Origin of the sequence: Paraburkholderia caballeronis (assembly GCF_900104845.1) — a bacterium.
Classification (GTDB): Bacteria; Pseudomonadota; Gammaproteobacteria; order Burkholderiales; family Burkholderiaceae; genus Paraburkholderia; species Paraburkholderia caballeronis.
On sequence record NZ_FNSR01000002.1, the window covers coordinates 1,002,353 to 1,025,561 of the forward strand.

Consider the following 23,209-nt stretch of genomic DNA (forward strand, 5'->3'; position numbering starts at 1 on the left):
GGGCTGCGCTCAGCGGCCCGGCGCGAACGCGTCGGCGTCGAGCGGCGGCTCGCGGCCGGCGATCCGGTCCGCCAGCACGCGCGCGCTGCCGCACGCGAGCGTGAAGCCGAGCGCGCCGTGGCCGGTGTTCAGCCACAGGTTGCGGTAAGGCGTCGGGCCGATCACCGGCTTGCTGTCCGGCGTCGCCGGACGCATGCCGGTCCACGCGGACGCCGCGTCGTAGTCGCCCGCGTCCGGGAACGTGTCGCGCGCCTGACGCGCGAGCAACGCGATGCGCTCGTGGTCCGCGTCCGCGCGCGTGCCGGTCAGATCGACCATGCCGGCGATCCGCAGTTGCTCGCCGAGCGGCGCGTAGACGACCTTGTGATGCGCGTCCGTCACCGACACGCGCGGCGCGCCGCGTCCCGGCGCGGCCGGCACCGTGAGGCTGTAGCCCTTCAGCGGATAGACCGGCACGTGCACGTCGAGCGACGCGAGGAGCGGCTGGCTCCGGAAGCCGAGGCAGATGACGAACGCGTCCGCTTCGAGATCGCCGGCCGACGTCGCCGCAGCCGTCACGCGATGACCTTTCACGCGCAGGCCGGTCAGTTCGACGCCGAGCTTCAGTTCGACTCCGTCGCGCGCGGCCGCGCCTGCGAGGCCGCGCGTGAACCGGTCGCAGTCGCCCGCTTCCTCGCCGGGCGTATGGATGCCGCCGGCCAGCCGGTCGCCGACGTGCGCGAGCGCCGGTTCAAGCGCGACGCACGCGGGGCCGTCCAGGGCGTGCTGCACGCAGCCGAACTGCGCCTGATAGTCCGCCTGACGACGCGCGCCGTCGAACGCGGCGGCGTCGCGATAGACGACCAGCTTGCCGTTGCGCACGTAGTCGAACGCGAGGGGCTCGGCGGCGACCAGTTCGTGCATCAACTGCTGGCTCAGCATGCCGAGGCCGAGCAGTTCGGCGGTGGTGCGGCGGCTCTGCGCGGTCGTGCAGGCGCGCAGGAACGCGATGCACCAGCGCCACTGCTGGACGTCGAGACGCGGCACGAAGCGCAATGCGGAATCGCGCGCCAGCAGCCAGTGCGGGAGTTTCGGCAGCACCGACGGATCGGCTAGCGGCGCGACGTAGCGGTAGCTCAACTGGCCGCCGTTTGCGCGGCTGGTTTCCCGCGCCACCTCCGGATGACGTTCGACCAGCGTGACCCGATGGCCGTCGCGGGCGAGATACCAGGCGGTCGTCACGCCGATCACGCCGCCGCCCAGGATGCAGATTTGCATGGCCTTGTTTGCTCGCTTCGGTGGGCGGGTGGGGCCGGCCCGTTTGTCGAGAGTTTCGGTGGTCAAAAAGGGGAACTCAAGGGGGGCTCTGTGGGGCGCGGGGATGAGGCGTTGGAGTTGGATGGAGCTTGCGGCCGGCAGGATGAAAGTTTCAGGCTTTTAGGGGTACGCGCTTTCCGGCAGGCGGCTCCCGGCCAGCGACAGTCACTGGCGTTGCCATTTCCACGACCCAAGGTGCCATCGATCGCGGTCCTTCGCCGCGACGACGCACTTCAGGTCGTATCAGGTCTTCGCAGCTTGTCTCAAGGACTTGAAGATCCGACGCGCGGTATAAACACCTCACGCTCCAATGGAATGAGCCGCCAGCCACGCATCAGGTGCCGCGGACAGTTACGCGGCTGCATCCCATATCCGGCCGCAGGTCTGGATGATGAGCGAGCGCATCCATCGGTGCGCCGATTCGCGATCGTTTCGACTATGCCAGGCCATTTGACAGTCGAATCGAGGAATATCGAGGGGTACGTCGCAGGCGTAAATCTGTTCCCTGAGGGCGTGGGTACGCACAACGCCCGCAGGCAGCACGCTGATCAGGCTGGACGCAAGAAGCAGTGACGGCGCACCCGCAAAATTGTTCAACGTCATCGCCACCCGACGACGCTTGCCGATGCGTTCGAGCGCCGCGTCCGCGATACCAGCCGGATCTCCGGAAAGGGAGACGAGGAGATGATCCGCGCCGAGAAAATCCTCTTCGGAAAGCGGCATTTTCGCAAGGGGATGGTCGGCTCTCATCGCGCAGACCCAGCTTTCGCTGAAGAGCCGCTGCAGCCGGACATCGTCGCCCATATGCTGCAGCCCGCCGATGCAGATGTCGATGTCGTTGTCCCTGAGCTGCGAACCCGTTTCCTGGCTGGTGTAAGGCACGGCGAGGAGCCGAACCTGGGGAGCGTATGCCTCGATGTGCTGACGAAGGCGCGGCCACAGCGCGCCCGACATGTAATCGGTCACGGCGACCCGGAATGCGCGTGCCGACGTCGCCGCATCGAACGGCGCCGGCAACGCCGCCATGCGGATGGCAGCGAGCGGCTCCTGAATTTCACGCCAAAGCGCCTGCGCGCGGGCGGAGGCCTTGATGCCACGCCCGGACCTCACGAACAGCGGATCGCCCCAAACCACGCGCATCCGGGCGATCGCGTTGCTGACGGCGGACTGCGTCATCGCGAGGCGGTCAGCGGCTTTCGTGACGGACCCTTCGGTCATCACGGCATCGAAGATTGAAACCAGATGGAGGTCGATGTCTTTCATAGCCGGCTAACTCAAATTCATCATCCAGAGTGATGTTACACCCGCGAATCATTGATTAGACGCGTAGGTGGACGTGCCTGTACTGTGCGGCTATCGGTGGATCGCAGCAGGGAGATTTCCCGACCCGGCGATACGGGCAGCGCGCATCGAGGCAGCGAAGTCGGTCATTCGCGGCTCCATGGAAAGCGCCGGCTCCGCCACCCATCGTAACGGGGCGAACGACGGGCCTATGCAGGCACGACGCGCCCACAACCCGTATGGACATCAAAATGGCAAACACGCTCGAAGGAAAGATCGCTCTCGTTACCGGGGGTTCGCGCGGCATCGGCGCCGCAACGGCTATCCAGCTCGCGTCCGCAGGGGCGACCGTAGCGATCAGCTATTCCAGCAGCGAAGCACAGGCAAAGGAAGTCATCGCGAAGATCGAAGCATCCGGTGGCAAGGCTGTCGCGTTGAAGGCCGACCAGGCGCACGCCGCCGAGGTCAAGGGATTGATCGCGGAGGTCGTCAGGCGCTTCGGCAAGATCGATATCCTGGTCAACAACGCCGCCGTTTTCGAAACGGGTACCGTGGCCGAAACCACCGACACATCCGGGTTCGAGCGGCAACTGCGGATCAATTACGAGGCGGTGGTGACCGCCATTCGCGAAGCCTCGCGGGTGATGGGCGAAGGCGGCCGGATCATCTCGGTATCTTCTGCCCTCGCCCTGCGGTCCACCTGGCCGGGCCTTGCCGACTACAGCGCAACGAAGCGCGCGATCGAAGGCTACACGAAGGGCGCCGCCCGGGATCTGGGTCCGAAGGGCATTACGGTCAACGCCATCGGAACCGGCTCGACCAACACCGAGATGAACCCCGACAGCAGCGCCTTCGCCGAGGCACAGGCGGCCGCAACCGCGCTGGGCCGGTTCGGTCGCCCGGAGGAGATTGCGTCGGTGATCGCTTTCGTCGCAAGCCCGGCGGCGAGCTTCATTACCGGGGCGGTCATTCCCGTCGACGGCGGATATAGCGCCTGACGCGGTACGAACCGCCTCGTGCCTCGTCATGATGCGGCGACTCGAAGGCCTTCTTCGAGTCGCCGCGAAACACGAGTCACTAAAGGCGGTTCCGCACGCCATGTCGGGAAGGACCAGTCAACGCTCAAGCCGGATTGCGGCGACCGTCGCGCTGTAACGCGCCGGCGTCGGCCCGGATACGGCAAGACTCGAAACCTGTCACATCGAAAGGATCCGAAATGAATGATTCACCCGTGGTGCTCGTTACCGGGGCGCTTTCCGGCATCGGTCGCGCGACCGCCATCGCTTTCGCGAAGGAGAAAGCCCGGCTGGTCGTCTCCGGCCGTCGCGCGGAAGACGGCGAGAAGCTCGCCGCAGAACTGCGTTCGCTCGGCGCCGAAGCGGAGTTCGTACAGGCCGACGTCCGTTTTGAAGCGGAGGTGCAGGCCCTCGTCGAACGCACGACGGCTCGCTTCGGCCGTCTCGATATCGCGGTCAACAGCGCGGGCCATGAGGGTCAACCTACGCCGATCGTCGAACAGACCGTCGATGCCTACGCGTCCATTTTCGACGCCAACGTGCTAGGCACGCTGCTCGCCGTCAAGCACGAACTTCGGGCAATGTCGGCTCAAGGCAGCGGGAGCATCGTCAATGTGTCGTCGACGATGGGTATCCGGGGAGCGGCAAAGAATGCGCTCTACGTTGCCAGCAAGCACGCCGTCGAGGGTCTGACGAAGTCCGCCGCACTTGAGGCCGCCGCTTTCGGAGTGCGCGTGAACGCCGTGGCGCCCGGCCCCATACAAACGGAAATGCTCGACCGGATAACGGGCTCCGAAGAAAACAAGCTGGCCATGCTCGCCACCGTGCCGCTCAGGCGTGCGGGAACGCCGGAGGAGATCGCGGACGCGATCGTGTTCGTCGCGTCGCCGAAAGCGAGTTTCATGACCGGCGAAATCCTCAGGGTCAACGGCGGACGCACGGCCGCATAAAGCCGGTTGCGGTCTCCGAATGTCGCCGGTTGCTTGCGCCCGGCGACAGGGCCGCGGGTGTCGCCGCCGTCAGCGGCGCGACGCGGTCACAGGCAGCCGCGAGCGCCTTACCGACAACCAATAGCAGCATTTGCATCGGACTTCACAGAGGCAGGACGAAAATGAGCATTCTGTTTTCCCCTATCGAGCTTGGCGGCCTCAGGCTTCCGAACCGGGTCGTTGTCTCGCCGATGTGCCAGTACGTCGCGGACAACGGCAAAGCCACCTCGTGGCATCTGATTCACCTGGGCGGACTGGCCGTGTCGGGGGCGGGATTGCTTTGCATCGAAGCCACGGCAGTCGAGCCGGATGGCCGCATTACCCCTGGCGACCTGGGACTGTGGGACGACGAAACCGAGGCGGCGCTCAAGCACGTCGTCGACGAGGTGCGCCGGCATTCCGGCATTCGCCTCGCGATCCAGCTCGGCCATGCAGGGCGCAAGGCTTCGAGTGAAGTGCCGTGGAAAGGCGGCCAGCAGATTGCGCTGGCCGACGGCGGCTGGATCACCGACGCGCCGTCGGCGGTTGCGACGAAAGACGGCGAGGAATTGCCGCGCGAACTGGACCGCGAAGGGATGATCCGCATTCGCGACGCATTCGTAGCGGCCGCGCGGCGCGCGGAGCGGCTTGGCATCGACGCGATCGAACTGCATTGCGCGCACGGCTATCTGCTGCACGAATTCCTGTCGCCGGTCTCGAACAGGCGGACCGATGAATACGGCGGGACGCTCGCGAATCGCATGCGTTATCCGCTGGAGGTTTATGACGCGGTGCGCGCGGTGTGGCCGAAGCACAAGCCTCTCGGCGTCAAGGTTTCCGCAACCGACTGGATCGACGGCGGCTGGGACGTGGCGCAAACCATCGAGTTCGCGAAGGCGCTCAAGACGCGCGGCGTCGGCTGGATCGACGTTTCGTCGGGCGGCATCTCGCCCCGTCAGAAGATCACGCCAGGCCCGGGCTACCAGGTGCCGTTCGCCAGCCAGATCAAGGAGGCAAGCGGCGCGGCGGTTTTCTCCGTCGGTCTCATCACGGACGCGCAGCAAGCCGAGGCAATCGTCGCCAGCGGCCAGGCGGACGCCGTGGCGATCGCCCGGGCCATGCTCTACGACCCGCGCTGGGCATGGCACGCGGCGGCGACGCTCGGCGCCACCGTCGAAGCGCCCCCGCAATACTGGCGCGCGCCCCCGCAAAAGCACGCTGCGGTGTTCGGCGAAATCGCGCACGGCGCTCGATGAAGTCCCGCGGCACCTGCATTCAACGGGGAATAAACCGAGGCTCACTCGACGGCCGGTTCTGCGTCGGCGTGGAGGGACCCGCCGTCGTACTGCCAATCGCGCATAACAGCAGACGCAGCGGATCGTAGACCTCCTCGCGCGCCGCATCAGGGTGCACGTGCTGACGTCCGGCGCCACCCGAACGCCGCCGACCGCTGCGGCGACCGATGACCCGGCAGTGCGCGATTACATCGCGTCGATGCTGCCGATGGGCCGGTGGGGAGAGGCGCGCGAGATCGCGCAAACGGTGCGGTTGCTCGCGTCGGACGCATCGTCGTACATCACCGGCGAGAAGATCACCGTCGATGGCGGCCTGGCCCATGTCTGACGATCTCCCTTCTGCGATCGGGTCATCCGCTTCGCGGCAAGACGGTCGCGATCGCGTGCCTCCGACGCGCAACTCTTATATAAGACATAAGACATTTGACGCTACCCGGCACTGCGATTAAAATCGCGGTCGAAGCCGTGTCCGGAACAGCCTCGGAGCGCCTGAACAGCCTTCCCCTCAAACGCATATCAGCAGGTCCCCCCATGCTTGAAAACTTTCGTGCTCACGTGGCCGCCCGCGCCGCGCTCGGTATTCCCCCCCTGCCGCTGACAGCCCAGCAGACCGCCGAACTGGTGGAGCTGCTGACGAATCCGCCCGCCGGCGAAGAGCAGACCCTGCTCGACCTGATCACCCACCGCGTGCCGGCAGGCGTGGACGAAGCCGCCCGCGTGAAGGCCGGCTTCCTGGCGGCCGTGGCGAAAGGCCAGACCGCGTGCCCGCTGATCTCGCGCGAGCGCGCGACCGAACTGCTCGGCACGATGCTCGGCGGCTACAACATCCAGCCGCTGATCGAGCTGCTGTCCGACGACGCGGTCGCCGTCGTGGCCGCCGACGCGCTGAAGAAAACCCTGCTGATGTTCGACCAGTTCCACGACGTGAAGGAACTGGCCGACAAGGGCAACGCGCACGCCAAGGCCGTGCTGCAAAGCTGGGCCGACGCCGAATGGTTCACCAGCCGTCCGGAAGTGCCGCAAAGCCTGACCGTCACCGTGTTCAAGGTGACGGGCGAAACCAACACCGACGACCTGTCGCCGGCCCCGGACGCCACCACCCGTCCGGACATCCCGCTGCACGCGCTGGCGATGCTGAAGAACGCCCGTCCCGGCATCACGCCGGAAGAGGACGGCAAGCGCGGCCCGGTCAAGTTCATCGAATCGCTGAAGGAAAAGGGCCACCTGGTCGCGTACGTGGGCGACGTGGTCGGCACCGGCTCCTCGCGCAAGTCGGCCACCAACTCGGTGCTGTGGTTCACCGGCGAGGACATCCCGTTCGTCCCGAACAAGCGTTTCGGCGGCGTGTGCCTCGGCGGCAAGATCGCCCCGATCTTCTACAACACGATGGAAGACGCCGGCGCGCTGCCGATCGAACTCGACGTGTCGAAGATGGAAATGGGCGACGTGGTCGAACTGCGCCCGTACGAAGGCAAGGCCCTGAAGAACGGCGAAGTGATCGCCGAGTTCCAGGTCAAGTCCGACGTGCTGTTCGACGAAGTGCGCGCCGGCGGCCGCATTCCGCTCATCATCGGCCGCGGCCTGACCGCCAAGGCGCGCGAGGCGCTGGGTCTCGCTCCGTCGACGCTGTTCCGCCTGCCGCATCAGCCGGCCGACAGCGGCAAGGGCTTCTCGCTGGCGCAGAAGATGGTCGGCCGTGCGTGCGGCCTGCCGGAAGGCCAGGGCGTCCGTCCGGGCACGTACTGCGAACCGAAGATGACCTCGGTCGGCTCGCAGGACACCACCGGCCCGATGACCCGCGACGAACTGAAGGATCTGGCGTGCCTCGGCTTCTCGGCCGACCTCGTGATGCAGTCGTTCTGCCACACCGCCGCTTATCCGAAGCCGGTGGACGTGAAGACGCACCACACGCTGCCGAACTTCATCAGCACCCGCGGCGGCATCGCGCTGCGTCCGGGCGACGGCGTGATCCACTCGTGGCTGAACCGCATGCTGCTGCCCGACACCGTCGGCACCGGCGGCGACTCGCACACGCGCTTCCCGATCGGCATCAGCTTCCCGGCCGGTTCGGGTCTCGTCGCCTTCGCGGCCGCCACCGGCACGATGCCGCTCGACATGCCGGAATCGGTGCTGGTCCGCTTCAAGGGCAAGATGCAGCCGGGCGTGACGCTGCGCGACCTCGTCAACGCGATTCCGCTGTACGCGATCAAGCAAGGCATGCTGACGGTCGCCAAGCAGGGCAAGAAGAACATCTTCTCCGGCCGCATTCTCGAAATCGAAGGTCTGCCCGATCTGAAGGTCGAACAGGCGTTCGAACTGTCGGATGCGTCCGCCGAACGTTCGGCCGCCGGCTGCACGGTGCACCTGAACAAGGAACCGATCATCGAGTACCTGAACAGCAACGTCACGCTGCTGAAGTGGATGATCGCCGAAGGCTACCAGGACCCGCGCAGCCTGCAACGCCGCATCGCGGCGATGGAGCAGTGGCTGGCCGACCCGCAACTGCTGTCGCCGGATGCGGATGCTGAATACGCCGCCGTCATCGAGATCGACCTGGCCGACATCCACGAGCCGATCGTGGCCTGCCCGAACGATCCGGACGACGTGAAGACGCTGTCGGACGTGGCCGGCGCGAAGATCGACGAAGTGTTCATCGGCTCGTGCATGACCAACATCGGTCACTTCCGTGCCGCGTCGAAGCTGCTGGAAGGCAAGCGCGACATTCCGGTCAAGCTGTGGGTCGCCCCGCCGACCAAGATGGACCAGAAGCAGCTGACCGAGGAAGGCCATTACGGCGTGTTCGGCACGGCCGGCGCGCGTACCGAAATGCCGGGCTGCTCGCTGTGCATGGGCAACCAGGCGCAGGTGCGCGAAGGCGCGACGGTCATGTCGACGTCGACCCGCAACTTCCCGAACCGCCTGGGCAAGAACACGAACGTGTACCTCGGCTCGGCGGAACTGGCGGCGATCTGCTCGCGTCTGGGCAAGATCCCGACGAAGGACGAGTACATGGCCGACATCGGCGTGCTCAACGCCAACAGCGACAAGATCTACAAGTACATGAACTTCGACCAGATCGAAGACTTCAAGGAAGTGGCCGACACCGTGCAGATGTAAGCGTGGTGCCGGACTGCGGCGGGTTGTTTTCGCCGTAGCAGCACGGAATGGCGCTGCGGGCCGATGGCCTGCGGCGCCGTTTTTTTGTGTGGCGGTAAATGGGCCGCGTGGCAGCCTTTCGGCCGGCGTCGATGGAGCCGGCCCGTATCACGCAAGGGCGATCGGGTGTCGGCCGCGCAGCCTGTCGATTACTCGCCTTCGCTCATGCCCCCGTGGCCGGAAGCGCCGCTCCGGGAAACAACAATCGCCCGCACAACAAGCCCAATCCGTTCAACGCGCGCGCCGGGTCTGATGCGCCCCGAACGTTCGAGTTCGGCGAGCCCGTGAAGCACCGCCCAAAAAGTCTCGGTGACGGCATCGACATCGACGCAGAACGGTGTCACGACCGCCGCAAGCGCGTCGAAAGCGGCCCGTAGTTCCGGCCGGGCTTCGGCTTCAGCGAACCGCAGGTCGGTCGGAAGGACAAACATGGCCTCGTAGAGCGCCGGACGACGCGCGGCAAAGTCGAGATAGGCGACGGCGACGTTTTCGAGCGCGTTTTGTTGCCCGGCCGATCCGCGCGCCGCATCCCGAAGCGCAGCCGTGATCTCCTGAAAACCCTCGACTGCAACCGCCGTAACGATCGCGTCCCTGTTCTCGAAATGTGAATAGAGGACCGGCTGGCTGTATTCGATCTCGTCGGCCAGGCGGCGGATCGTCACCGCATCCCATCCTTCGCGCTCCGCGATCGCGCGCGCTGCCGCGACAATGCGGGACTCGCGTTCGGCCCGCTGCCGGCCTTTCCTCTCGACAATACTCAACCTTCGATCCCCCGGACCGGGACGGCCCTCTGCGTCGTGATGATACGGAAGCTTGATAAACTAGCAATGCTAGATTATATTCCACGGCTACAACGACCCTGGGACATTGCGATGCATTGGCTTGCTGTCGGACTGGCGCTGCTTCTGGCTCTCGCGATCATCGCGATCGGCGCCCAATATCTTGCGAACCCAATGGCCGCGACCCGCAGTTTCGGCCTGCCGCTTCCTGAAAACGGCGCCAACGTCGCGTGGTGGCTTCGCCTCAAGGGAGTGCGCGACATTGCATCGGGATTGACCGTCCTCGCGTTCATCGCGTGGGGCGCCCCGCGCGAAATCGGCCTCATCCTGCTCGTGGAAACCGTCATCCCGGTCGGCGACATGCTGGTCATACTTGCAGCGAAAGGCTCCGCTAAAAGCGCCTTCGGCATTCACGCCCCGACAGCCGTGCTGATGGTCCTCGCGGCCATTCCGATGATGATCGGCGCGCGCTGAAACGGTCCATGCCGGTTCGAGCCGTGAACGCAGCCGAACCCGAGTTCCGCGCTAATGGCGCTTGCGGGCGCGGACGTCGTGATGAGGCGTTCGCTGACCTGGTCCAGCTTGATCTTGCGCGCGTACTCGCCGGCTCCGCCGCCCGTGGGCGCCAGGACTTTCCGCGCAAGCGTCCGATCGGAATCGGACATGCGCAGTTCCGAAGCGATCCGTTTGCGGCACCGTTGGGCTGGCTGGACTCAACTGCTTGACAGCAACCATCTTGCATGGGACCAGAGTAAGCAGGCCAACGTTGAACGCTATCGCAGGCTCGCGGCATCATTCCCGAAAAAAACACCGTCACTCTGCGAGTGACGGTGTTTTCCTGATCGGCTCGACGGACGCCGGGAAAGTCCGGCGGGACCGGCGCGGCACATGCCCTGCCGCCGGCGACCGAAGCAGGCAGCGCGGCGCGCGAGATTCAGCGGTCGGTTTCCTTCAGGTACTGCGAGCGCGCGGCCACGGCCGTGTTCGCGAAGTCCGAGAACACGCCATCGATGCCGGCGCGGTATGCGTCGAGATATTCGCCGATCGGGTCGCCCTTGTACTTGCCGGGCAGGTAGCGCTCCTCATTGCGGAACGTGTACGAGTGCACGAACAGGCCAGCCTTGTGCGCGTCGGCGATCAGGCTCGTCGGTTCGACCGAATTCACGTCGGCGAGCGAGCCGGTGTAGGCCGAGCCGTCGGCGTTCTTGTCCTTCCACGGCGTCACCTTCCACGCGAACACCTGCGGCTTCCACGGGCCGACGCCATCGGCGTAGGTCTTGATTTCCGCCAGGCCGGCCGGCGTGAGCATGTCGCCGAACCAGCGCGGATCGCCGTCGACGGTCCAGCTATACGGACGGCCGTCGACAAACGCGTAGTCGTCGTTGGTCTGGTAGATCATCTCGCCCGTCTGGTAGTTGACGCCGTTGCCGTCGATCAATTGCACCATGCGCGTCTGCACGCCGCGCGAGCGCAGATACTTCAGGCTGGCCGGATCGAAGCTCTGCACGAGCACCGGCGCGGTATGGCTGTTCAGGTTGTTGTCGTTCAGGAATCGAATGATGGCTTCCTCGAACGGACGCGTGCCGGCCGCGCCGCAGCCGTTGGCGATCGCCTGCTCGTTGTTCCACACCGGATTCTTCGCTTCCGGATAGATCGTGAACGCCTTGCCCGTGACGGCCGACTTCGCGCGCGCGATGTCGTACACCTCCTGCATCGTCAGGACCGGGAACTGACCGTTCAGCTCCGTCGGGCGCACGTCCTTTGCATCGAACGTCGTGCCGCGAATCCACTGCTTCAGTTCGGCCACCGTGAAGTCGGTGATGGCCCAGTCGTTGGTGTGATCTTCGCCATCGACGATCAGCGACTTCAGCACCGACGTCGGATCGGCCGGATCGGTCAGGTCGCTCAGATAACTCGACGGGCCGGTGGTCGCCGTGGTGGCCCACTTGACCGGCACGCGCACGCCCGGCACCGTGCGCTTGCGCGCGGCCACGGCGGCGTTGGTTTTGGCCACGTCCGCCACGTTGGTGTTGTCACTGAGCCAGGGGTTGTGGCGGACCACGAGCACGCAGTCCTTCGACAGGTGCAGATCTTCCTCAAGCGAATCGGCGCCGGCATCGGCGGCCGCCTCGTACGACACCTGCGTCTCCTCGGGATAGAGGCCCGGCAGGCCGCGGTGGCCGATCACGAGCGGCGGGTTGCCGTCGAGCGTCTTCAGCGCCGTCGGCGCCGCCGGAGCGGAAGTGGAATCGTCGCCGCCGCCGCAGGCGGTCAGGGCCGCGCCGCCGACGAGCGCGAGCAACAGACAGGAAATACGGGTCCGCGAAAGAGTCATGGTGTGGTTCTTCTTCATTGGGTTTGGGGTGATCGAACGTCAACACGCGGCTTCCCGCCGGCGACGCACGCATGCTGTCCGCGCGGCATTCCGACCGCCCGCACGACACCCGGTGTCCCCGGCAAACGACGACTCCTACTCGTAAACATTGAAAGTCAGATGCGTCCGAAGACCGCTCATCCTGACATTTGCGTTTTTCGAGTATTGAAACTGTAATTTTTTGAAGTCTATTTTTGTAATGTGACAAAACATCGTGACTGGCTGCCGTAAGCAGAGCAATCGGAGTCTGTAAATTTAGTTTTCCGACACGAATGCGGGCGCGAAAAAACGCTTCACGGAAGCGTCATCGTCGGGTTGCGGAAGGAAGTTGGGGGCGAACACGCTCACCGAGGCAGCCTGCCCTCTGTCGATGCACGCCCGCAGTCTAAGGATGGATGTACCGCAGCACATCTAACTGCGTCATCGCGCCGTGCAGATAAAAACCCGCGGCACGGTAGTTGCGCCCATTCATGGTCAAGCAGGCGGCGACCGTCTGCGTTGATATTCGAGTCCCATCACGGAAGGAGTAACGGATCATGAACAAGGCAACCAGCAGACTGATCGCGGCCGCCGCGGCACTCGCGCTGTCGGGCGGCGTTTATGCACAGGCGGCCGGCGGCTCAAGCGGCGGGGGTTCGGCGGGCAGCACCGCCAGCCCGGCGAACCAGGTGAACGGCGCAACGGGCGGCTACGGCACACCGGGCGCCCCCAACTCGGACAGCGGCATGCCCGCTCGCGCGCCGAATTCGGGCCTGCCGAGCAGCACGAACAGCGACTCGACCTCCGGCACCAGCGCGCCGAAGAGCAACAACACGCTGGCGACGCCGAGCGTGGTGTCGCCGGCCGCGCACCAATAACAGTGGTTGAACGATGACGACGCGTCGCGAATAACGCGGGCGAGGCACCTCGATCGCATGGAGCGAAAGAGCAACGGCGGCCTCTACAGGCGTCTGCCATCCGTGCAACCATCGCGACGGTCATCAGCCACGCATCGAAGGGAGACCGGCGAATAACCGCCCTTTCTCCGCGACGACGCCAATGGCTGCATCCGCAAGCGAACAGGCATTGGCGTAACGCGCGGCCGCGAAACGGCAGAACTGCCCGTGTCCCCACGGGCAGTTCCACAGGCTCGACCTTAGATTTCCGCGTAGTCGATACCGGTCAACGGTCCCAGATGAGCAACCGTGGTGAAGTGCGACTCGTGCTTCGTATCGAGGTCCAGCTCCCGCACGTTGCCACCGAGATCGGTCACGAAGGCGCGACGCCCCGGCGCGTCGAGAGACACGCCGATGCCCTCCTTCAGTTCGCGGGCGAGCACCTCGCGATCGACCAGTCCAGCCGCCGTGATCCTCGCGCGATTGAGCGTGTTTCCGTCGTGCGTATCGTCGCCGCGATCCGTCCAGTAGAGCATGCCGTCGCGGTGGTCGATGTCGAGATCGATCGGCTCGGGCAGGTCCGCGAGCAGGCATTCGACGTCAGGACGCCCATCGGGCGCGGCACCCGACGGCAGTTCGATCGCCGCCCTGAAGATGCGGCCTTCGCCGGCGTCCGGCGGTCCCTTCTGCGTCCAGTAGAGATGCCCGTTTGCCTTGTCCAGCACGATGCCGACGCAATGGCGGGTTGCGTCGGCCGTATCCTGCGGGAAATTCCCGGTGCGCACGAGTTCGGTCACCTCCGTGCCGTCCAGCCGCGCGCGCATCACGCGCATGCCTTCGCGATCGCACCAGTACAGGTGGCCTTCGTCCATGTCGAGCACGAGTTCCTTCGGCGTTCCGGCCATGCCGGAAGGCACCAGCACGCGATGCCCGCTGCCGTCGAGCTTCGCGCTTTCGATCGTGCCGTCGTTCGGCGGAATCGCGCCGGAAGCCGGATCGCCGTCGATCAGGTGAATGCCGGTTCCCATGTTGGTCCAGTAGACCATCTGGGTTTCGGCATCGACCTTGATGCCGTCGGGCGTGCGTGTCAGGTTTGCGAGCACGACCTCGTGCGAACCGTCCGGCGACAATGCAATGATCGCCGGTGGACGTGCCTGCAAGACATACAGCGTACCGCCGTTCTTCGTAGCCACAGTCATACCCTCCGTCTGGCGCAATAACCGTCGTCGTACCGGCTGAGCCGATACGACGACCCGTCGCTGCTGAACCGCTGCCGACAGACTACCCCAGGTTGTGCGATACGCTCGTGAACGTGTGTTACTGCTGGCGGAGTGGATTAACGCATGGCTGACATTCTGATTTCAATACGTTGAACGTCCGCTGCGGTTCACGCAGGGGGAACGACGCGGCCCTCGACAGACTCGCTTCCCAAAGGGCCGCGCGCGTGATGTCAGCTACCGCCAAACAGGCCAAACAGCGCGCGCGTATCACGTAACCGGCGATACGCGGATTCTCCCTGATGCGCCGCGTGCTGTATCCATACCAGTCGCGACCGTATGGAACATAGACGCGCACGGGGAAACCCATCGAACGCAAACGCTCCCGCAACGGCTCGCATACGCCGGGAAGCATCTGAAACTCGAAACGGTTCGGCTCGATCTGCTCGCGCCGGATCAGCGTAATCAGCGAGTCGATCAATGCTTCATCGTGCGTGGCCATTCCGACGAACGATCCGGCTTGCAGCGCGCCCGACACATGCCGCACGAAGTGCCCGTTGATCGCACTGCGATCCGTGGATGCGCCGTCCACGAGATGGACGCTTTCCTCGGCATCAATGCCTTTGCAGATTCGCACCCGACTCCGCCGATGCCGAAGCGATGCGATGTCGCCGTAAGTGCGTGTCAGATACGCCTGCAACGCGACGCCGACGTCGGCCTTCGACGCTTCGGCTTCCGCGAACAGGTCGAGGGTTTTCAGCGCGATTTCGAAGGAGGCGAGGCGGCTGCGTACATGCAGATTGAGCGTAGCGATTGAAAGAGTAAAAGCCGCAAGACGGGGTGTCCGCTCGTCGGCGTGTTTTATGTGTCGGGTGATCCTGGCATGGAGCGGCTGCCCCCAAAAAAACGACCGCAACGGCCATCGTCCGGCTGCCTACGCCATCACCGCCCGCACATTCCCGGCCCCACCATCCGCCGCAACCACATCCCCGACCCGCCGCCCGTCATCCGCCTCGCCGTAATACCCGTCGGCACCCGCTTCCGTCCTGAACGCCGACACCGCCTCCCGCAGTCCATCCGCCTGCATCTGCAACGCCTGCGCCGCGGACGCCGACTCCTCGACCAGCGCCGCATTCCGCTGCGTCACCTCGTCGATCTGCGCCACCGCGCGATTCAGCTGCTCGATTCCGTCGCTCTGCTCGTGCGTCGCCGCCTCGATCTCGCGCATGATCCCGCTCACGCGATCCACCGCGCCGCGCGCCTGTTCCATCGTGTGGCGCGCGTCGTCGACGAGCTTCGTGCCCTGCTCGACCGACGCGCCCGACTCCTCGATCAGCGCCTTGATCTCCTTCGCCGCCGTGCCCGAACGCTGCGCGAGGCTGCGCACCTCGGACGCGACCACCGCGAAGCCGCGTCCCTCCTCGCCCGCGCGCGCGGCTTCGACCGCCGCGTTCAACGCGAGGATGTTGGTCTGGAACGCGATCCCCTCGATGATCCCGGTGATGTCCGCCACCTTGCGCGACGACGTCGAGATGTCGCTCATCGTCTCCGCGACGCGGACCACCGACTCGGTGCCGCGCGACACGGTGTCGAGCGCGCCCTGCGCGAGCCCGTTCGCCTCCTTCGCGCTCGCCGCGTTGTTGCGCACCGCCGCCGACAACTGTTCGAGGCTCGCGGCCGTCTGCTGCAACGCGGCCGCCTGCTGCGACGTGCGGCCCGACAGGTCCGCGTTGCCGGCGGCGATCTCGTTCGCGCCGCGCGCGATCTGTTCGGTGCCGCCGCGCACGCGCGACACGGTCTGCACGAGGCCGTCGCGCATCCGCACCAGCGCGCCGAGCAGCCGGCCCATTTCGTTGCGCGAGTGCACTTCCACGCCGACGGTCAGGTCGCCGGCCGCGATCCGCTCGAAATGGCGGATCGCCTGATCGACCGGCTTCACGACCGACGCGGCGAGCCCTGCGCGCGCGATGAGCCCGATCGCGATGCCGATCACGCCGATCGCGCCGAACACGGCCAGCGACACGCGAAAACGCTGCACCGCCTCGTCCGCCTCGCGCTTCTGCCGCGCGGCGTGCCACTGTTCGAGCGCGTCGATTGCGGTCGCGTACACGCCGTAATACTGGTCCGCGGTCTCGCCCTGGATCGTGCGGAACGTGTTGAAGTCGTAGTCCTGCATCGCCTTGTACTCGGGCTCCAGCGCCTTCTCGACCAGCGCCGCGCGCGCCTGCGCGACGGTCCCCGCAAGCCGCGCCTCGTCCGCATCCGCGAACGGGCCGCCGGCGTAGCGGCGGAATTCGTCGGTGGACGTCGTCAGCGTGCGGTGCGCGTGTTCGAGCATCGCATCCGTCGCCTTGCCGGCGCTGAAGCGCGTCTCATAACTCGCGAGTTCGAGACGCACCTGCAACAGCTTCTCCGAACTCGTCTTCAGCGACGCCAGCGACGCCGCGCCGTGCTGCGCTTCGCGCAAGCTATCGTTGGTCAGCTTCAGCGCGCCATAGGCCACGCCGATCACGGCCAGCAGGAACGCAATGAAAAGACCGATGACGAGCGTGAGACCACCGCGAATGGTGAGGTTCTTGATCATGAATTGTCCGTAGCGTGAGTCTGCGCGTGGCAGTGGAAGCGTTGCCACTCTGCGAGACATCGGCCGCCCGGCGACAACCCCGAATAGGGGATATCCATGACCCGCGCGTGAAAAAAGGGACAACGTCCCGGTAAATGGGAAAGCCGGTGCCGCGTCTTTCAGACGGCTTTCCTCAAGCGGCTGCGGGATGGCCCCAAGGCTCGCGCCGCCCTTTCCCGTTCCGCCGAAAGGGGCGTCCGGGGCGGCTTCGTATTTACCGGTATACTTTGCGGTTTCCTCGCTATTTCGCGGCACCTCACGCCCGCGCCGCGACGGCTCCGTTTCGCCGGTCCGCCGCATTCGCGCCGCCGGGCGTCCGCCCCGCTCTCATCATGTCCGATCTGTCCACGCCGCTCGGCCGCGCGCCGCGCCGCCTCGTCAACCTCAATCCGAAACCGCTCGGCATCGCGCTGCTGCTCGTCGTGCTCGGCACGGTCTGGCTCGCGCAGACGGTCAGCGCGACGCAGGCCGCGCTGTACGTCGTCGGCGTGCTGCTCGGGCTCATGCTGTATCACGCGGCGTTCGGCTTCACGTCCGCGTGGCGCGTGTTCATCGCGGACGGCCGCGGCGCCGGCCTGCGCGCGCAGATGGTGATGCTCGCGATCGGCGTGCTGCTGTTCTTCCCGGCGCTCTCGGCCGGTTCGTTGTTCGGGCATCCGGTGACGGGCCTCGTGTCGCCGGCCGGCACGTCGGTGATCGTCGGCGCGTTCCTGTTCGGGATCGGCATGCAACTGGGCGGCGGCTGCGCGTCCGGCACGCTGTACACGGTCGGCGGCGGCAGCACGCGGATGATCGTCACGCTCGCCGCGTTCATCGTCGGCTCGGTGATCGCGACCGCGCACATGCCGTTCTGGACCGCGCTGCCGTCGCTGAAGCCGCTGTCGCTCGTGACGGCGCTCGGCGTCGGCCCGGCAATCGCGCTGAACCTCGCCGTGTTCGCGGCGATCGCCGCGCTGACCGTGCTGATCGAGAAGCGCCGTCACGGCCGCCTCGTGAACGAGACGGAGCGTGCGCCGCACGCGTCGCCGTGGCTGCACGGGCCGTGGCCGCTCGTCGCCGGCGCGGTCGCGCTCGCGATCCTCAACTTCGCGACGCTCGCGCTGTCCGGCCGTCCGTGGGGCGTGACGTCCGCGTTCGCGCTGTGGGGCGCGAAGGCGTTCGCCGCGTTCGGCGTCGACGTCGCGAACTGGAAATACTGGACGGCCGGCCCCAACGCGGCCGCACTCGCCGCGCCGGTCAGCCACGACGTGACGACGGTGATGGACATCGGCATCGTGCTCGGCGCGATGGCCGCCGCGTCGCTCGCGGGCCGCTACGCGCCGGTGTGGCGCGTGCCGCTGCGCTCGCTGATCGCGGCGATCGTCGGCGGGCTGCTGCTCGGCTACGGCGCGCGCCTCGCTTACGGCTGCAACATCGGCGCGTACTTCAGCGGGATCGTGTCGGGCAGCCTGCACGGCTGGCTGTGGGTCGTCGCCGCGTTCTTCGGCAACGTGATCGGCACGAAGCTGCGGCCCGCGTTCGGCCTCGCGGTGGAACGCGTGAAGCAGACGGGCTGCTGATTCTTCGCGCAGAGCGGCCGGTACCGAACGAGGGCGACGCAACACGCGTCGCCCTTTTTACATGCGCGGCTCGCGCGCTCGATCCGCCGCGCGCAGCCCGCTTCTCTCCTCGATCGCATCGGCAAGCGCGCCGAGCATCGCCGCGTCGCCATGCGCGGACACGAACAGCCTGAACTCCGCATCCGGCAGCGGCGGCAGCCCGCTGTCGCCGCGCAGCGCGACCATCCCGCCGCGCAACTGGCTCGCGGGCAGCGGCGCGATCGCGAAACCGGACAGCACCGCCGCCGCGAGGCTCGCATTGCTCGTGCAGACCATCGCGATGCGCTGCGCGCGGCCGGCCTGCGCGAGCCGGGCGAGCGCCGCCTCGCGATACGGACACGGCTCCGGAAACAGCGCGAGCGGCAGCGGCGCGGGCAGCACCGCGCTCGCGTGCGCGGCGGCGGCCCATACCAGCGGCTCGCGCCATAACAGCCGCCCCGGCTCGTTCGCCTCGCAATGCGAGCCGATCACCATGTCGAGGCTGCCCGCGCGCAACAGCGGCAGCAGCGCGCCCGGAATGCCCATCTGCACGTCGATCCCGACGTCCGGGTGGCGCGACGCGAACGCATGCAGCACGCCCATCGTCCGCAGGTCCGCGAAGTCCTCGGACACGCCGATCCGCAGCCGGCCGCGAAACGGCGTGCGCGTCAGGTCCGCGAGCGCGTCGCGGCTCAGCGCGAGGATCGCGCGCGCATACGCGATCAGCCGCTCGCCGTCGGGCGTCAGTTCGAGCGAGCGCGTGGTGCGGCGGATCAGCGGCTTGCCGAGCTGGTCTTCGAGCCGCCGCAGATGGCCGCTGACCGCCGACTGCGTCAGATGCAGCCGGGCGGCCGCGCGGCCGAAACCGTCCTCGTCGACGACCGCGACGAACGTGCGCAACAGCAGCGGATCGAGCATATATCGTGGCTCGCAATGAATGATGTCGGAATAATCGATTTATATTCCGCGCGCGGATATGTTGCAATCGGCGCACCGTTGTCACCCGGAGCCGACCATGACCACTCTCCTGCATATCGAGGCGTCGCCGCGCAAGACGCGCTCGGCGTCGATCGAAGTCGCGCGCGGTTTCATCGAGCGTTTTCGCGCCGCGCGGCCGGACACCGAAGTGACGACGCTCGACCTGTGGAGCGGCGCGCTGCCCGAGTTCGGCGCGGAGGCGCTCGACGCGAAATACGCAGGGCTCGCCGGCGCGCCGCTGACGCCGGCCCAGGAAAACGCGTGGCGCACGCTGCGCGAACTGGCCGCGCATCTGCATCGCGCGGACGTGATCGTGCTGTCAGTGCCGCTGTGGAACTTCGGGATTCCGTACAAGCTGAAGCAGTTCATCGACCTCGTGTCGCAGAAGGACATCCTGTTCACGTTCGATCCGGCGCGCGGACTCGCAGGGATGCTGAACGGCAAGACGGCGGTGGCCGTTTATGCGCGCGGGCTCGATTACGACGCGCAGTCGGCGTCCGGCACGCCGGCCGCGGAATTCGACTTGCAGCGGCCGTATGTGGAGAAGTGGCTGAAGTTCATCGGCGTGGCCGACGTGCACGCGATCGTCGTGCAGAAAACGCTGTTCGGGCCGGACGTCGATCACGGCGCGAGGGAGGCGGCGGCGGACGAGGCGCGGGAGTTGGCGGGGCGGATTGCGCAGCGGCGTGGAGGGTGACGGGGCTGCGCCGGTTCGTTCGATTCAACAGTACGTGCCTGCAAGCGACAACGCCGACAAACAGGGGTCCGCTGAATCTGGCAAAAGCGGCCGCTCGCATGAGCGAAGTAATGCTCGCGACATAAAACAGCGCCGTTCGGTCGATCCATGTCAGCAACTCGCGCGCGCCCGTCCGCGGCGCGACCCACGATCCGTGTTCGTATACGCGCCGGACTTGCGACATCAGTCGCGAAACGCTCACTCAAAACACAGTGTGGGAGCCTGCGTTGAATCACGTCGGACTTCGTCCCGGCCCGCCGACCGCGTTTGACGACTCGCGGTAGAGGCATCATTTCTGGCGGAGCGTCCGCGAATCGATCTATCTGCGCCTGCATGACCCGCTGACGTTCGATCTCGTCGGCCACTACCGGTTTCCCGCCAGTGCGCACAATCCCGCCCTGTCCCGCGACGAATACGACGCCCTTCTGACGGCGATGCGCGCCGCCCACGCGTCGTTCCTGGAGAACCGCAAGCCCGAGTCGTTGTTGTCGGCGGCCGATCATGATCTGCGGGCCGTGCTTGGGCGCAGCCGCACCCGTTACGACAGGATGTACACGATGAACACCCGTCAGGTCGCCCGCGCGCTGTACGAGGCAGTGCGAGACGGCGGCGTGATATTCGCCCCGGACCGTAACGAGTTGCGCGCGTGTGTCGACGCGATACGGGAGGGCAGCAGGAAACGGCCTCGCGATGCGGCCCGTCCTCCTGCTTCGGCGCGGGCTCCGTACGATCCTGTCCGACGGATGGCGCAGAACGTTGCTGCCATTCCTGTCACAACATCCGGTTCAACGCCTCCTGGCAATGTGAGGCCGTTCAGCTACCCGCCGGAGGCATCGAACGATCGCATCCGGAATCTCGCCGCTTTAACCCCGACGCAAAAAGAAGCATGCTTTGCGCAGTGGGAGCGGGACGAAGCCGACTGCCGTCTGTTCGCGCGCATGATGGGCGGCGTTCGCGGCGTCGATATGTGCATCGTCCAGGCCCGACTCAACTACAACCTCTGCATGGGATACACCCGACCGATATGACTACACGTCCCCCCAGCACCATCGTGGTCAGGTACGACGCCGAGCGGAAAATGGTGATCTGCAACGTCGTCGATGAAACGAAGATCGAACCGCTCATTCAGGGCAAGCTCGATATTCCCGTCGTACTCGAAGACTTCGACGATCGCGTAGACGACGAATTCGCACGACGCTTCGGCGCTGCCGTGTTGAGCGTGCTCGCCGAGTACAAGCCCGACCTTAAGCCGTACCTCGATCTGACGCCTGCGCCCAAAGACGATTGACGCCATCGCACACCAGGCGAAGCACGTCCAACCGCCGCCGCTCACACCGCCCCCATCGTCCCGCGCAAGGCCTGCAGAAACAGCAGATAAGCCGTCGCCCCCGGGTCCGCGTGGCCGATGCTGCGCTCCTGCACCCACGCCGCGCGCCCGCGCCGCGATTGCAGCGCGGCCGTCTCGCTGACCTGCCGCGACGCGGTCTCGATCATCGCCGCGAGCAGCGTCGCGGTATCGCCATCCGACGCCTCCAGCGCATCGAGGCTAGGCCCCAGCGCATCGAGCACCGTCTTGTCGCCCGGCACCGCCTTGCCGCGATCCGCGATCCGCGCGGCGATCGCGCGGCCGATCGCGAGCGCATCCGCCTTGCCGAGCGCGTCCTTGCCCGCCGCCGCCTTCGCGCCGGCGATCAGCCCGCCGCCGACGAGCGCCGCGAACGTCGACGGATTCGCGGTCGAGAACGCCTTGCCCGCCGCGAGCAGCATCTCGGTGATCGTCGCGCCGGGCGGCAGCGCCGCGAACGCATCGACGACCGCCGCCGAGCCCTTGCGCACGGTGATCCCGAGGTCGCCGTCGCCGAGCGCGGCGTCGAGGTCGCGCAGCGCATCCTCGTGCGCGGGCATCGCTTCGAGCGCGTGGATCAGCCACGCGCGCAGTTGATCGGCCGATACGCTCATTGCACGCCTCCAGCGGTCGGCCATCCTTCGCGCCAGAACGGCGAGCGGGCCGGCGCTTCGAGCAGCGTTTCGAGTTCGTCGTCGAGCAGCATCGCGGTGATCGACGCACCCGCCATTTCGAGGCTCGTCACGTATTCGCCGACGTACGACCGCGCGACCGTCAGGCCCGCCGCCGCGATCGCGCCCGCCGCGCGCCGGTACAGCAGATACAGTTCTTCGAGCGGCGTCGCGCCGAGCCCGTTGACGAGCAGCGCGACGCGCGAGCGCGCGGGCGCGCCGAGGTCGCGCAGCACTTCGCCCGCGAGCCGGTCCGCGATCGCGTCCGCGCTTTCGAGCTTGCCGCGATGCGTGCCGGGCTCGCCGTGAATGCCGATGCCGATCTCCATCTCGCCGTCCGGCAGCGTGAAGGTCGGCTTGCCGGCGGCCGGCAGGATCGTCGGCGACAGGCCGACGCCCATCGTGCGCGTCGCGCCGTTCGCCTTCGCGGCGATCCGCGCGACGTCGTCGAGCGAATCGCCGCGTTCGGCCGCCGCGCCCGCGCACTTGAAGCCGAACACCATGCCAGCCACGCCGCGCCGCTCCTGCCGGCGCTCGGCCGGCGCGGACGCGACGTCGTCGCTGACGAGCACGGTGCGCGTGTCGATGCCGTCCGCTTCCGCGAGGTCCGCCGCCAGGTCGAAGTTGAACACGTCGCCGCCGTAGTTGCCGTACAGGTACAGCACGCCCGCGCCGCCGTTCACGGCCTTCGTCGCTTCGTAGATCTGCTCGGACGACGGCGACGAGAACACGTTGCCGACCGCGACGCCGCTCGCGAGTCCGCGCCCGACGTAGCCGAGAAAACCCGGCAGATGACCCGAGCCGCCGCCCGTCACGATGCCGACCTTGCCGTCGCGCGAACCGTCCGCGCGCACCAGCGCGCGGCGGTCGGCCGTCACCGCCTTCACCCAGCCCGGATGGGCGAGCAGCAGCGCGTCGATCATTTCATCGACGAAATGATCGGGATGGTTGATGATCTTCTTCACGTCGGTGCCTCCTGTACCCGGCGCAAGACCCGCGCGCCGACGGTTGAACATGCGCGG

At 66.6% G+C, this 23,209-nt stretch carries 21 protein-coding genes; 11 read left to right on the forward strand and 10 right to left on the reverse strand.

All coding sequences use genetic code 11. From position 1 onward, the window contains the following. Positions 1 to 9 precede the first annotated feature (9 nt). Both BLV92_RS20995 and BLV92_RS21000 read right to left on the reverse strand, forming a co-directional pair. Positions 10 to 1,323 carry a D-amino acid dehydrogenase gene (locus tag BLV92_RS20995; protein WP_256216325.1) on the reverse strand — a complete coding sequence of 438 codons (1,314 nt, stop codon included), beginning with the start codon at positions 1,321 to 1,323 and terminating at the stop codon, positions 10 to 12. Between the two features lie 324 nt (positions 1,324 to 1,647). Continuing rightward, positions 1,648 to 2,559 carry a LysR family transcriptional regulator gene (locus BLV92_RS21000; protein ID WP_090548385.1) on the reverse strand — a complete coding sequence of 304 codons (912 nt, stop codon included), beginning with the start codon at positions 2,557 to 2,559 and terminating at the stop codon, positions 1,648 to 1,650. Between the two features lie 269 nt (positions 2,560 to 2,828). Between BLV92_RS21000 and BLV92_RS21005 the strand changes: the two genes are divergently transcribed. The 5 genes from BLV92_RS21005 (at position 2,829) to acnB (ending at position 8,973) form a co-directional block, all read left to right on the forward strand. Then, entirely contained in the window at positions 2,829 to 3,575 is a 747-nt protein-coding gene (locus BLV92_RS21005) for an SDR family NAD(P)-dependent oxidoreductase (protein ID WP_090551286.1), read from the forward strand. A gap of 218 nt (positions 3,576 to 3,793) precedes the next feature. Further along, on the forward strand, positions 3,794 to 4,543 hold the full coding sequence (locus BLV92_RS21010) for an SDR family NAD(P)-dependent oxidoreductase (protein ID WP_090548386.1): 750 nt from the start codon (positions 3,794 to 3,796) through the stop codon (positions 4,541 to 4,543). A 161-nt stretch (positions 4,544 to 4,704) separates the two neighbouring features. After that, positions 4,705 to 5,817, forward strand: a complete 1,113-nt coding sequence (locus BLV92_RS21015) for an NADH:flavin oxidoreductase/NADH oxidase (RefSeq protein ID WP_090548387.1) — start codon at positions 4,705 to 4,707, stop codon at positions 5,815 to 5,817. A gap of 121 nt (positions 5,818 to 5,938) precedes the next feature. Further along, a complete protein-coding gene (locus BLV92_RS21020) occupies positions 5,939 to 6,184 on the forward strand; it encodes an SDR family oxidoreductase (RefSeq protein WP_090548388.1) in 246 nt (81 codons plus the stop codon). 203 nt (positions 6,185 to 6,387) lie between these two features. Beyond that, positions 6,388 to 8,973 (forward strand): bifunctional aconitate hydratase 2/2-methylisocitrate dehydratase, encoded by a 2,586-nt coding sequence (gene acnB / locus BLV92_RS21025; protein ID WP_090548389.1) that lies wholly within the window; start codon positions 6,388 to 6,390, stop codon positions 8,971 to 8,973. Between the two features lie 188 nt (positions 8,974 to 9,161). Here acnB and BLV92_RS21030 read toward each other — a convergent pair whose 3' ends face one another. Continuing rightward, positions 9,162 to 9,773, reverse strand: a complete 612-nt coding sequence (locus BLV92_RS21030) for a TetR/AcrR family transcriptional regulator (protein ID WP_090548390.1) — start codon at positions 9,771 to 9,773, stop codon at positions 9,162 to 9,164. Positions 9,774 to 9,884: 111 nt separating this feature from the next. On the opposite strand from BLV92_RS21030, the gene BLV92_RS21035 reads away from it, so the two are divergent. Further along, positions 9,885 to 10,265, forward strand: a complete 381-nt coding sequence (locus BLV92_RS21035) for a DUF4267 domain-containing protein (RefSeq protein WP_090548391.1) — start codon at positions 9,885 to 9,887, stop codon at positions 10,263 to 10,265. A gap of 460 nt (positions 10,266 to 10,725) precedes the next feature. Here BLV92_RS21035 and BLV92_RS21045 read toward each other — a convergent pair whose 3' ends face one another. Further along, on the reverse strand, positions 10,726 to 12,126 hold the full coding sequence (locus tag BLV92_RS21045; RefSeq protein ID WP_090551288.1) for a glycerophosphodiester phosphodiesterase family protein: 1,401 nt from the start codon (positions 12,124 to 12,126) through the stop codon (positions 10,726 to 10,728). Positions 12,127 to 12,701: 575 nt separating this feature from the next. On the opposite strand from BLV92_RS21045, the gene BLV92_RS21050 reads away from it, so the two are divergent. After that, positions 12,702 to 13,022, forward strand: coding sequence for a hypothetical protein (locus BLV92_RS21050; RefSeq protein WP_090548392.1), 321 nt, complete (start codon positions 12,702 to 12,704; stop codon positions 13,020 to 13,022). 278 nt (positions 13,023 to 13,300) lie between these two features. On the opposite strand, the gene BLV92_RS21055 is transcribed toward BLV92_RS21050, so the two are convergent. The 3 genes from BLV92_RS21055 to BLV92_RS21065 form a co-directional block, all read right to left on the reverse strand. Continuing rightward, the gene (locus BLV92_RS21055; protein WP_309147468.1) at positions 13,301 to 14,239 is read right to left on the reverse strand and encodes an SMP-30/gluconolactonase/LRE family protein; all 939 of its coding nucleotides are present in this window, start codon (positions 14,237 to 14,239) and stop codon (positions 13,301 to 13,303) included. A 118-nt stretch (positions 14,240 to 14,357) separates the two neighbouring features. Then, positions 14,358 to 15,173 carry a proline dehydrogenase family protein gene (locus BLV92_RS21060; RefSeq protein ID WP_090548394.1) on the reverse strand — a complete coding sequence of 272 codons (816 nt, stop codon included), beginning with the start codon at positions 15,171 to 15,173 and terminating at the stop codon, positions 14,358 to 14,360. An 18-nt stretch (positions 15,174 to 15,191) separates the two neighbouring features. Beyond that, a complete protein-coding gene (locus BLV92_RS21065; protein ID WP_090548395.1) occupies positions 15,192 to 16,841 on the reverse strand; it encodes a methyl-accepting chemotaxis protein in 1,650 nt (549 codons plus the stop codon). A 371-nt stretch (positions 16,842 to 17,212) separates the two neighbouring features. Between BLV92_RS21065 and BLV92_RS21070 the strand changes: the two genes are divergently transcribed. After that, complete coding sequence (locus tag BLV92_RS21070) at positions 17,213 to 18,439, forward strand: YeeE/YedE family protein (RefSeq protein ID WP_090548396.1); 1,227 nt, start codon at positions 17,213 to 17,215, stop codon at positions 18,437 to 18,439. A gap of 57 nt (positions 18,440 to 18,496) precedes the next feature. Here BLV92_RS21070 and BLV92_RS21075 read toward each other — a convergent pair whose 3' ends face one another. Continuing rightward, on the reverse strand, positions 18,497 to 19,375 hold the full coding sequence (locus BLV92_RS21075; RefSeq protein ID WP_090548397.1) for a LysR substrate-binding domain-containing protein: 879 nt from the start codon (positions 19,373 to 19,375) through the stop codon (positions 18,497 to 18,499). 97 nt (positions 19,376 to 19,472) lie between these two features. Between BLV92_RS21075 and BLV92_RS21080 the strand changes: the two genes are divergently transcribed. From BLV92_RS21080 to BLV92_RS21090, 3 genes are all read left to right on the forward strand, one after another. Continuing rightward, positions 19,473 to 20,132, forward strand: a complete 660-nt coding sequence (locus BLV92_RS21080) for an FMN-dependent NADH-azoreductase (RefSeq protein ID WP_090548398.1) — start codon at positions 19,473 to 19,475, stop codon at positions 20,130 to 20,132. 473 nt (positions 20,133 to 20,605) lie between these two features. Beyond that, positions 20,606 to 21,199 (forward strand): hypothetical protein, encoded by a 594-nt coding sequence (locus BLV92_RS21085; protein ID WP_090548399.1) that lies wholly within the window; start codon positions 20,606 to 20,608, stop codon positions 21,197 to 21,199. A gap of 50 nt (positions 21,200 to 21,249) precedes the next feature. Then, positions 21,250 to 21,459: a hypothetical protein gene (locus tag BLV92_RS21090; protein WP_243842658.1), complete on the forward strand. Its 210-nt coding sequence runs from the start codon at positions 21,250 to 21,252 to the stop codon at positions 21,457 to 21,459. A gap of 41 nt (positions 21,460 to 21,500) precedes the next feature. Here the strand turns inward: BLV92_RS21090 and BLV92_RS21095 are convergent, their stop codons facing one another. Together BLV92_RS21095 and BLV92_RS21100 are read right to left on the reverse strand one after the other, a co-directional pair. Further along, entirely contained in the window at positions 21,501 to 22,130 is a 630-nt protein-coding gene (locus BLV92_RS21095) for a DAK2 domain-containing protein (protein ID WP_090548401.1), read from the reverse strand. Next, positions 22,127 to 23,152 (reverse strand): dihydroxyacetone kinase subunit DhaK, encoded by a 1,026-nt coding sequence (locus BLV92_RS21100; protein ID WP_090548403.1) that lies wholly within the window; start codon positions 23,150 to 23,152, stop codon positions 22,127 to 22,129. Before BLV92_RS21100 ends, BLV92_RS21095 begins: the two co-directional genes overlap by 4 nt. Between the last annotated feature and the right edge of the window lie 57 nt (positions 23,153 to 23,209).

Coding starts and splice junctions, on each gene's coding strand:
- BLV92_RS21075 (WP_090548397.1), bottom strand. CDS start 19,375: ATGCTCGATCCGCTGCTGTTGCGCACGTTCGTCGCGGTCGTCGACGAG.
- BLV92_RS21070 (WP_090548396.1), top strand. CDS start 17,213: ATGTCCGATCTGTCCACGCCGCTCGGCCGCGCGCCGCGCCGCCTCGTC.
- BLV92_RS21095 (WP_090548401.1), bottom strand. CDS start 22,130: ATGAGCGTATCGGCCGATCAACTGCGCGCGTGGCTGATCCACGCGCTC.
- BLV92_RS21035 (WP_090548391.1), top strand. CDS start 9,885: ATGCATTGGCTTGCTGTCGGACTGGCGCTGCTTCTGGCTCTCGCGATC.
- BLV92_RS21065 (WP_090548395.1), bottom strand. CDS start 16,841: ATGATCAAGAACCTCACCATTCGCGGTGGTCTCACGCTCGTCATCGGT.
- BLV92_RS21050 (WP_090548392.1), top strand. CDS start 12,702: ATGAACAAGGCAACCAGCAGACTGATCGCGGCCGCCGCGGCACTCGCG.
- BLV92_RS21055 (WP_309147468.1), bottom strand. CDS start 14,239: ATGACTGTGGCTACGAAGAACGGCGGTACGCTGTATGTCTTGCAGGCA.
- acnB (WP_090548389.1), top strand. CDS start 6,388: ATGCTTGAAAACTTTCGTGCTCACGTGGCCGCCCGCGCCGCGCTCGGT.
- BLV92_RS21045 (WP_090551288.1), bottom strand. CDS start 12,126: ATGACTCTTTCGCGGACCCGTATTTCCTGTCTGTTGCTCGCGCTCGTC.
- BLV92_RS21005 (WP_090551286.1), top strand. CDS start 2,829: ATGGCAAACACGCTCGAAGGAAAGATCGCTCTCGTTACCGGGGGTTCG.
- BLV92_RS21090 (WP_243842658.1), top strand. CDS start 21,250: ATGGTGATCTGCAACGTCGTCGATGAAACGAAGATCGAACCGCTCATT.
- BLV92_RS21000 (WP_090548385.1), bottom strand. CDS start 2,559: ATGAAAGACATCGACCTCCATCTGGTTTCAATCTTCGATGCCGTGATG.
- BLV92_RS21080 (WP_090548398.1), top strand. CDS start 19,473: ATGACCACTCTCCTGCATATCGAGGCGTCGCCGCGCAAGACGCGCTCG.
- BLV92_RS21010 (WP_090548386.1), top strand. CDS start 3,794: ATGAATGATTCACCCGTGGTGCTCGTTACCGGGGCGCTTTCCGGCATC.
- BLV92_RS21085 (WP_090548399.1), top strand. CDS start 20,606: ATGCGCGCCGCCCACGCGTCGTTCCTGGAGAACCGCAAGCCCGAGTCG.
- BLV92_RS21015 (WP_090548387.1), top strand. CDS start 4,705: ATGAGCATTCTGTTTTCCCCTATCGAGCTTGGCGGCCTCAGGCTTCCG.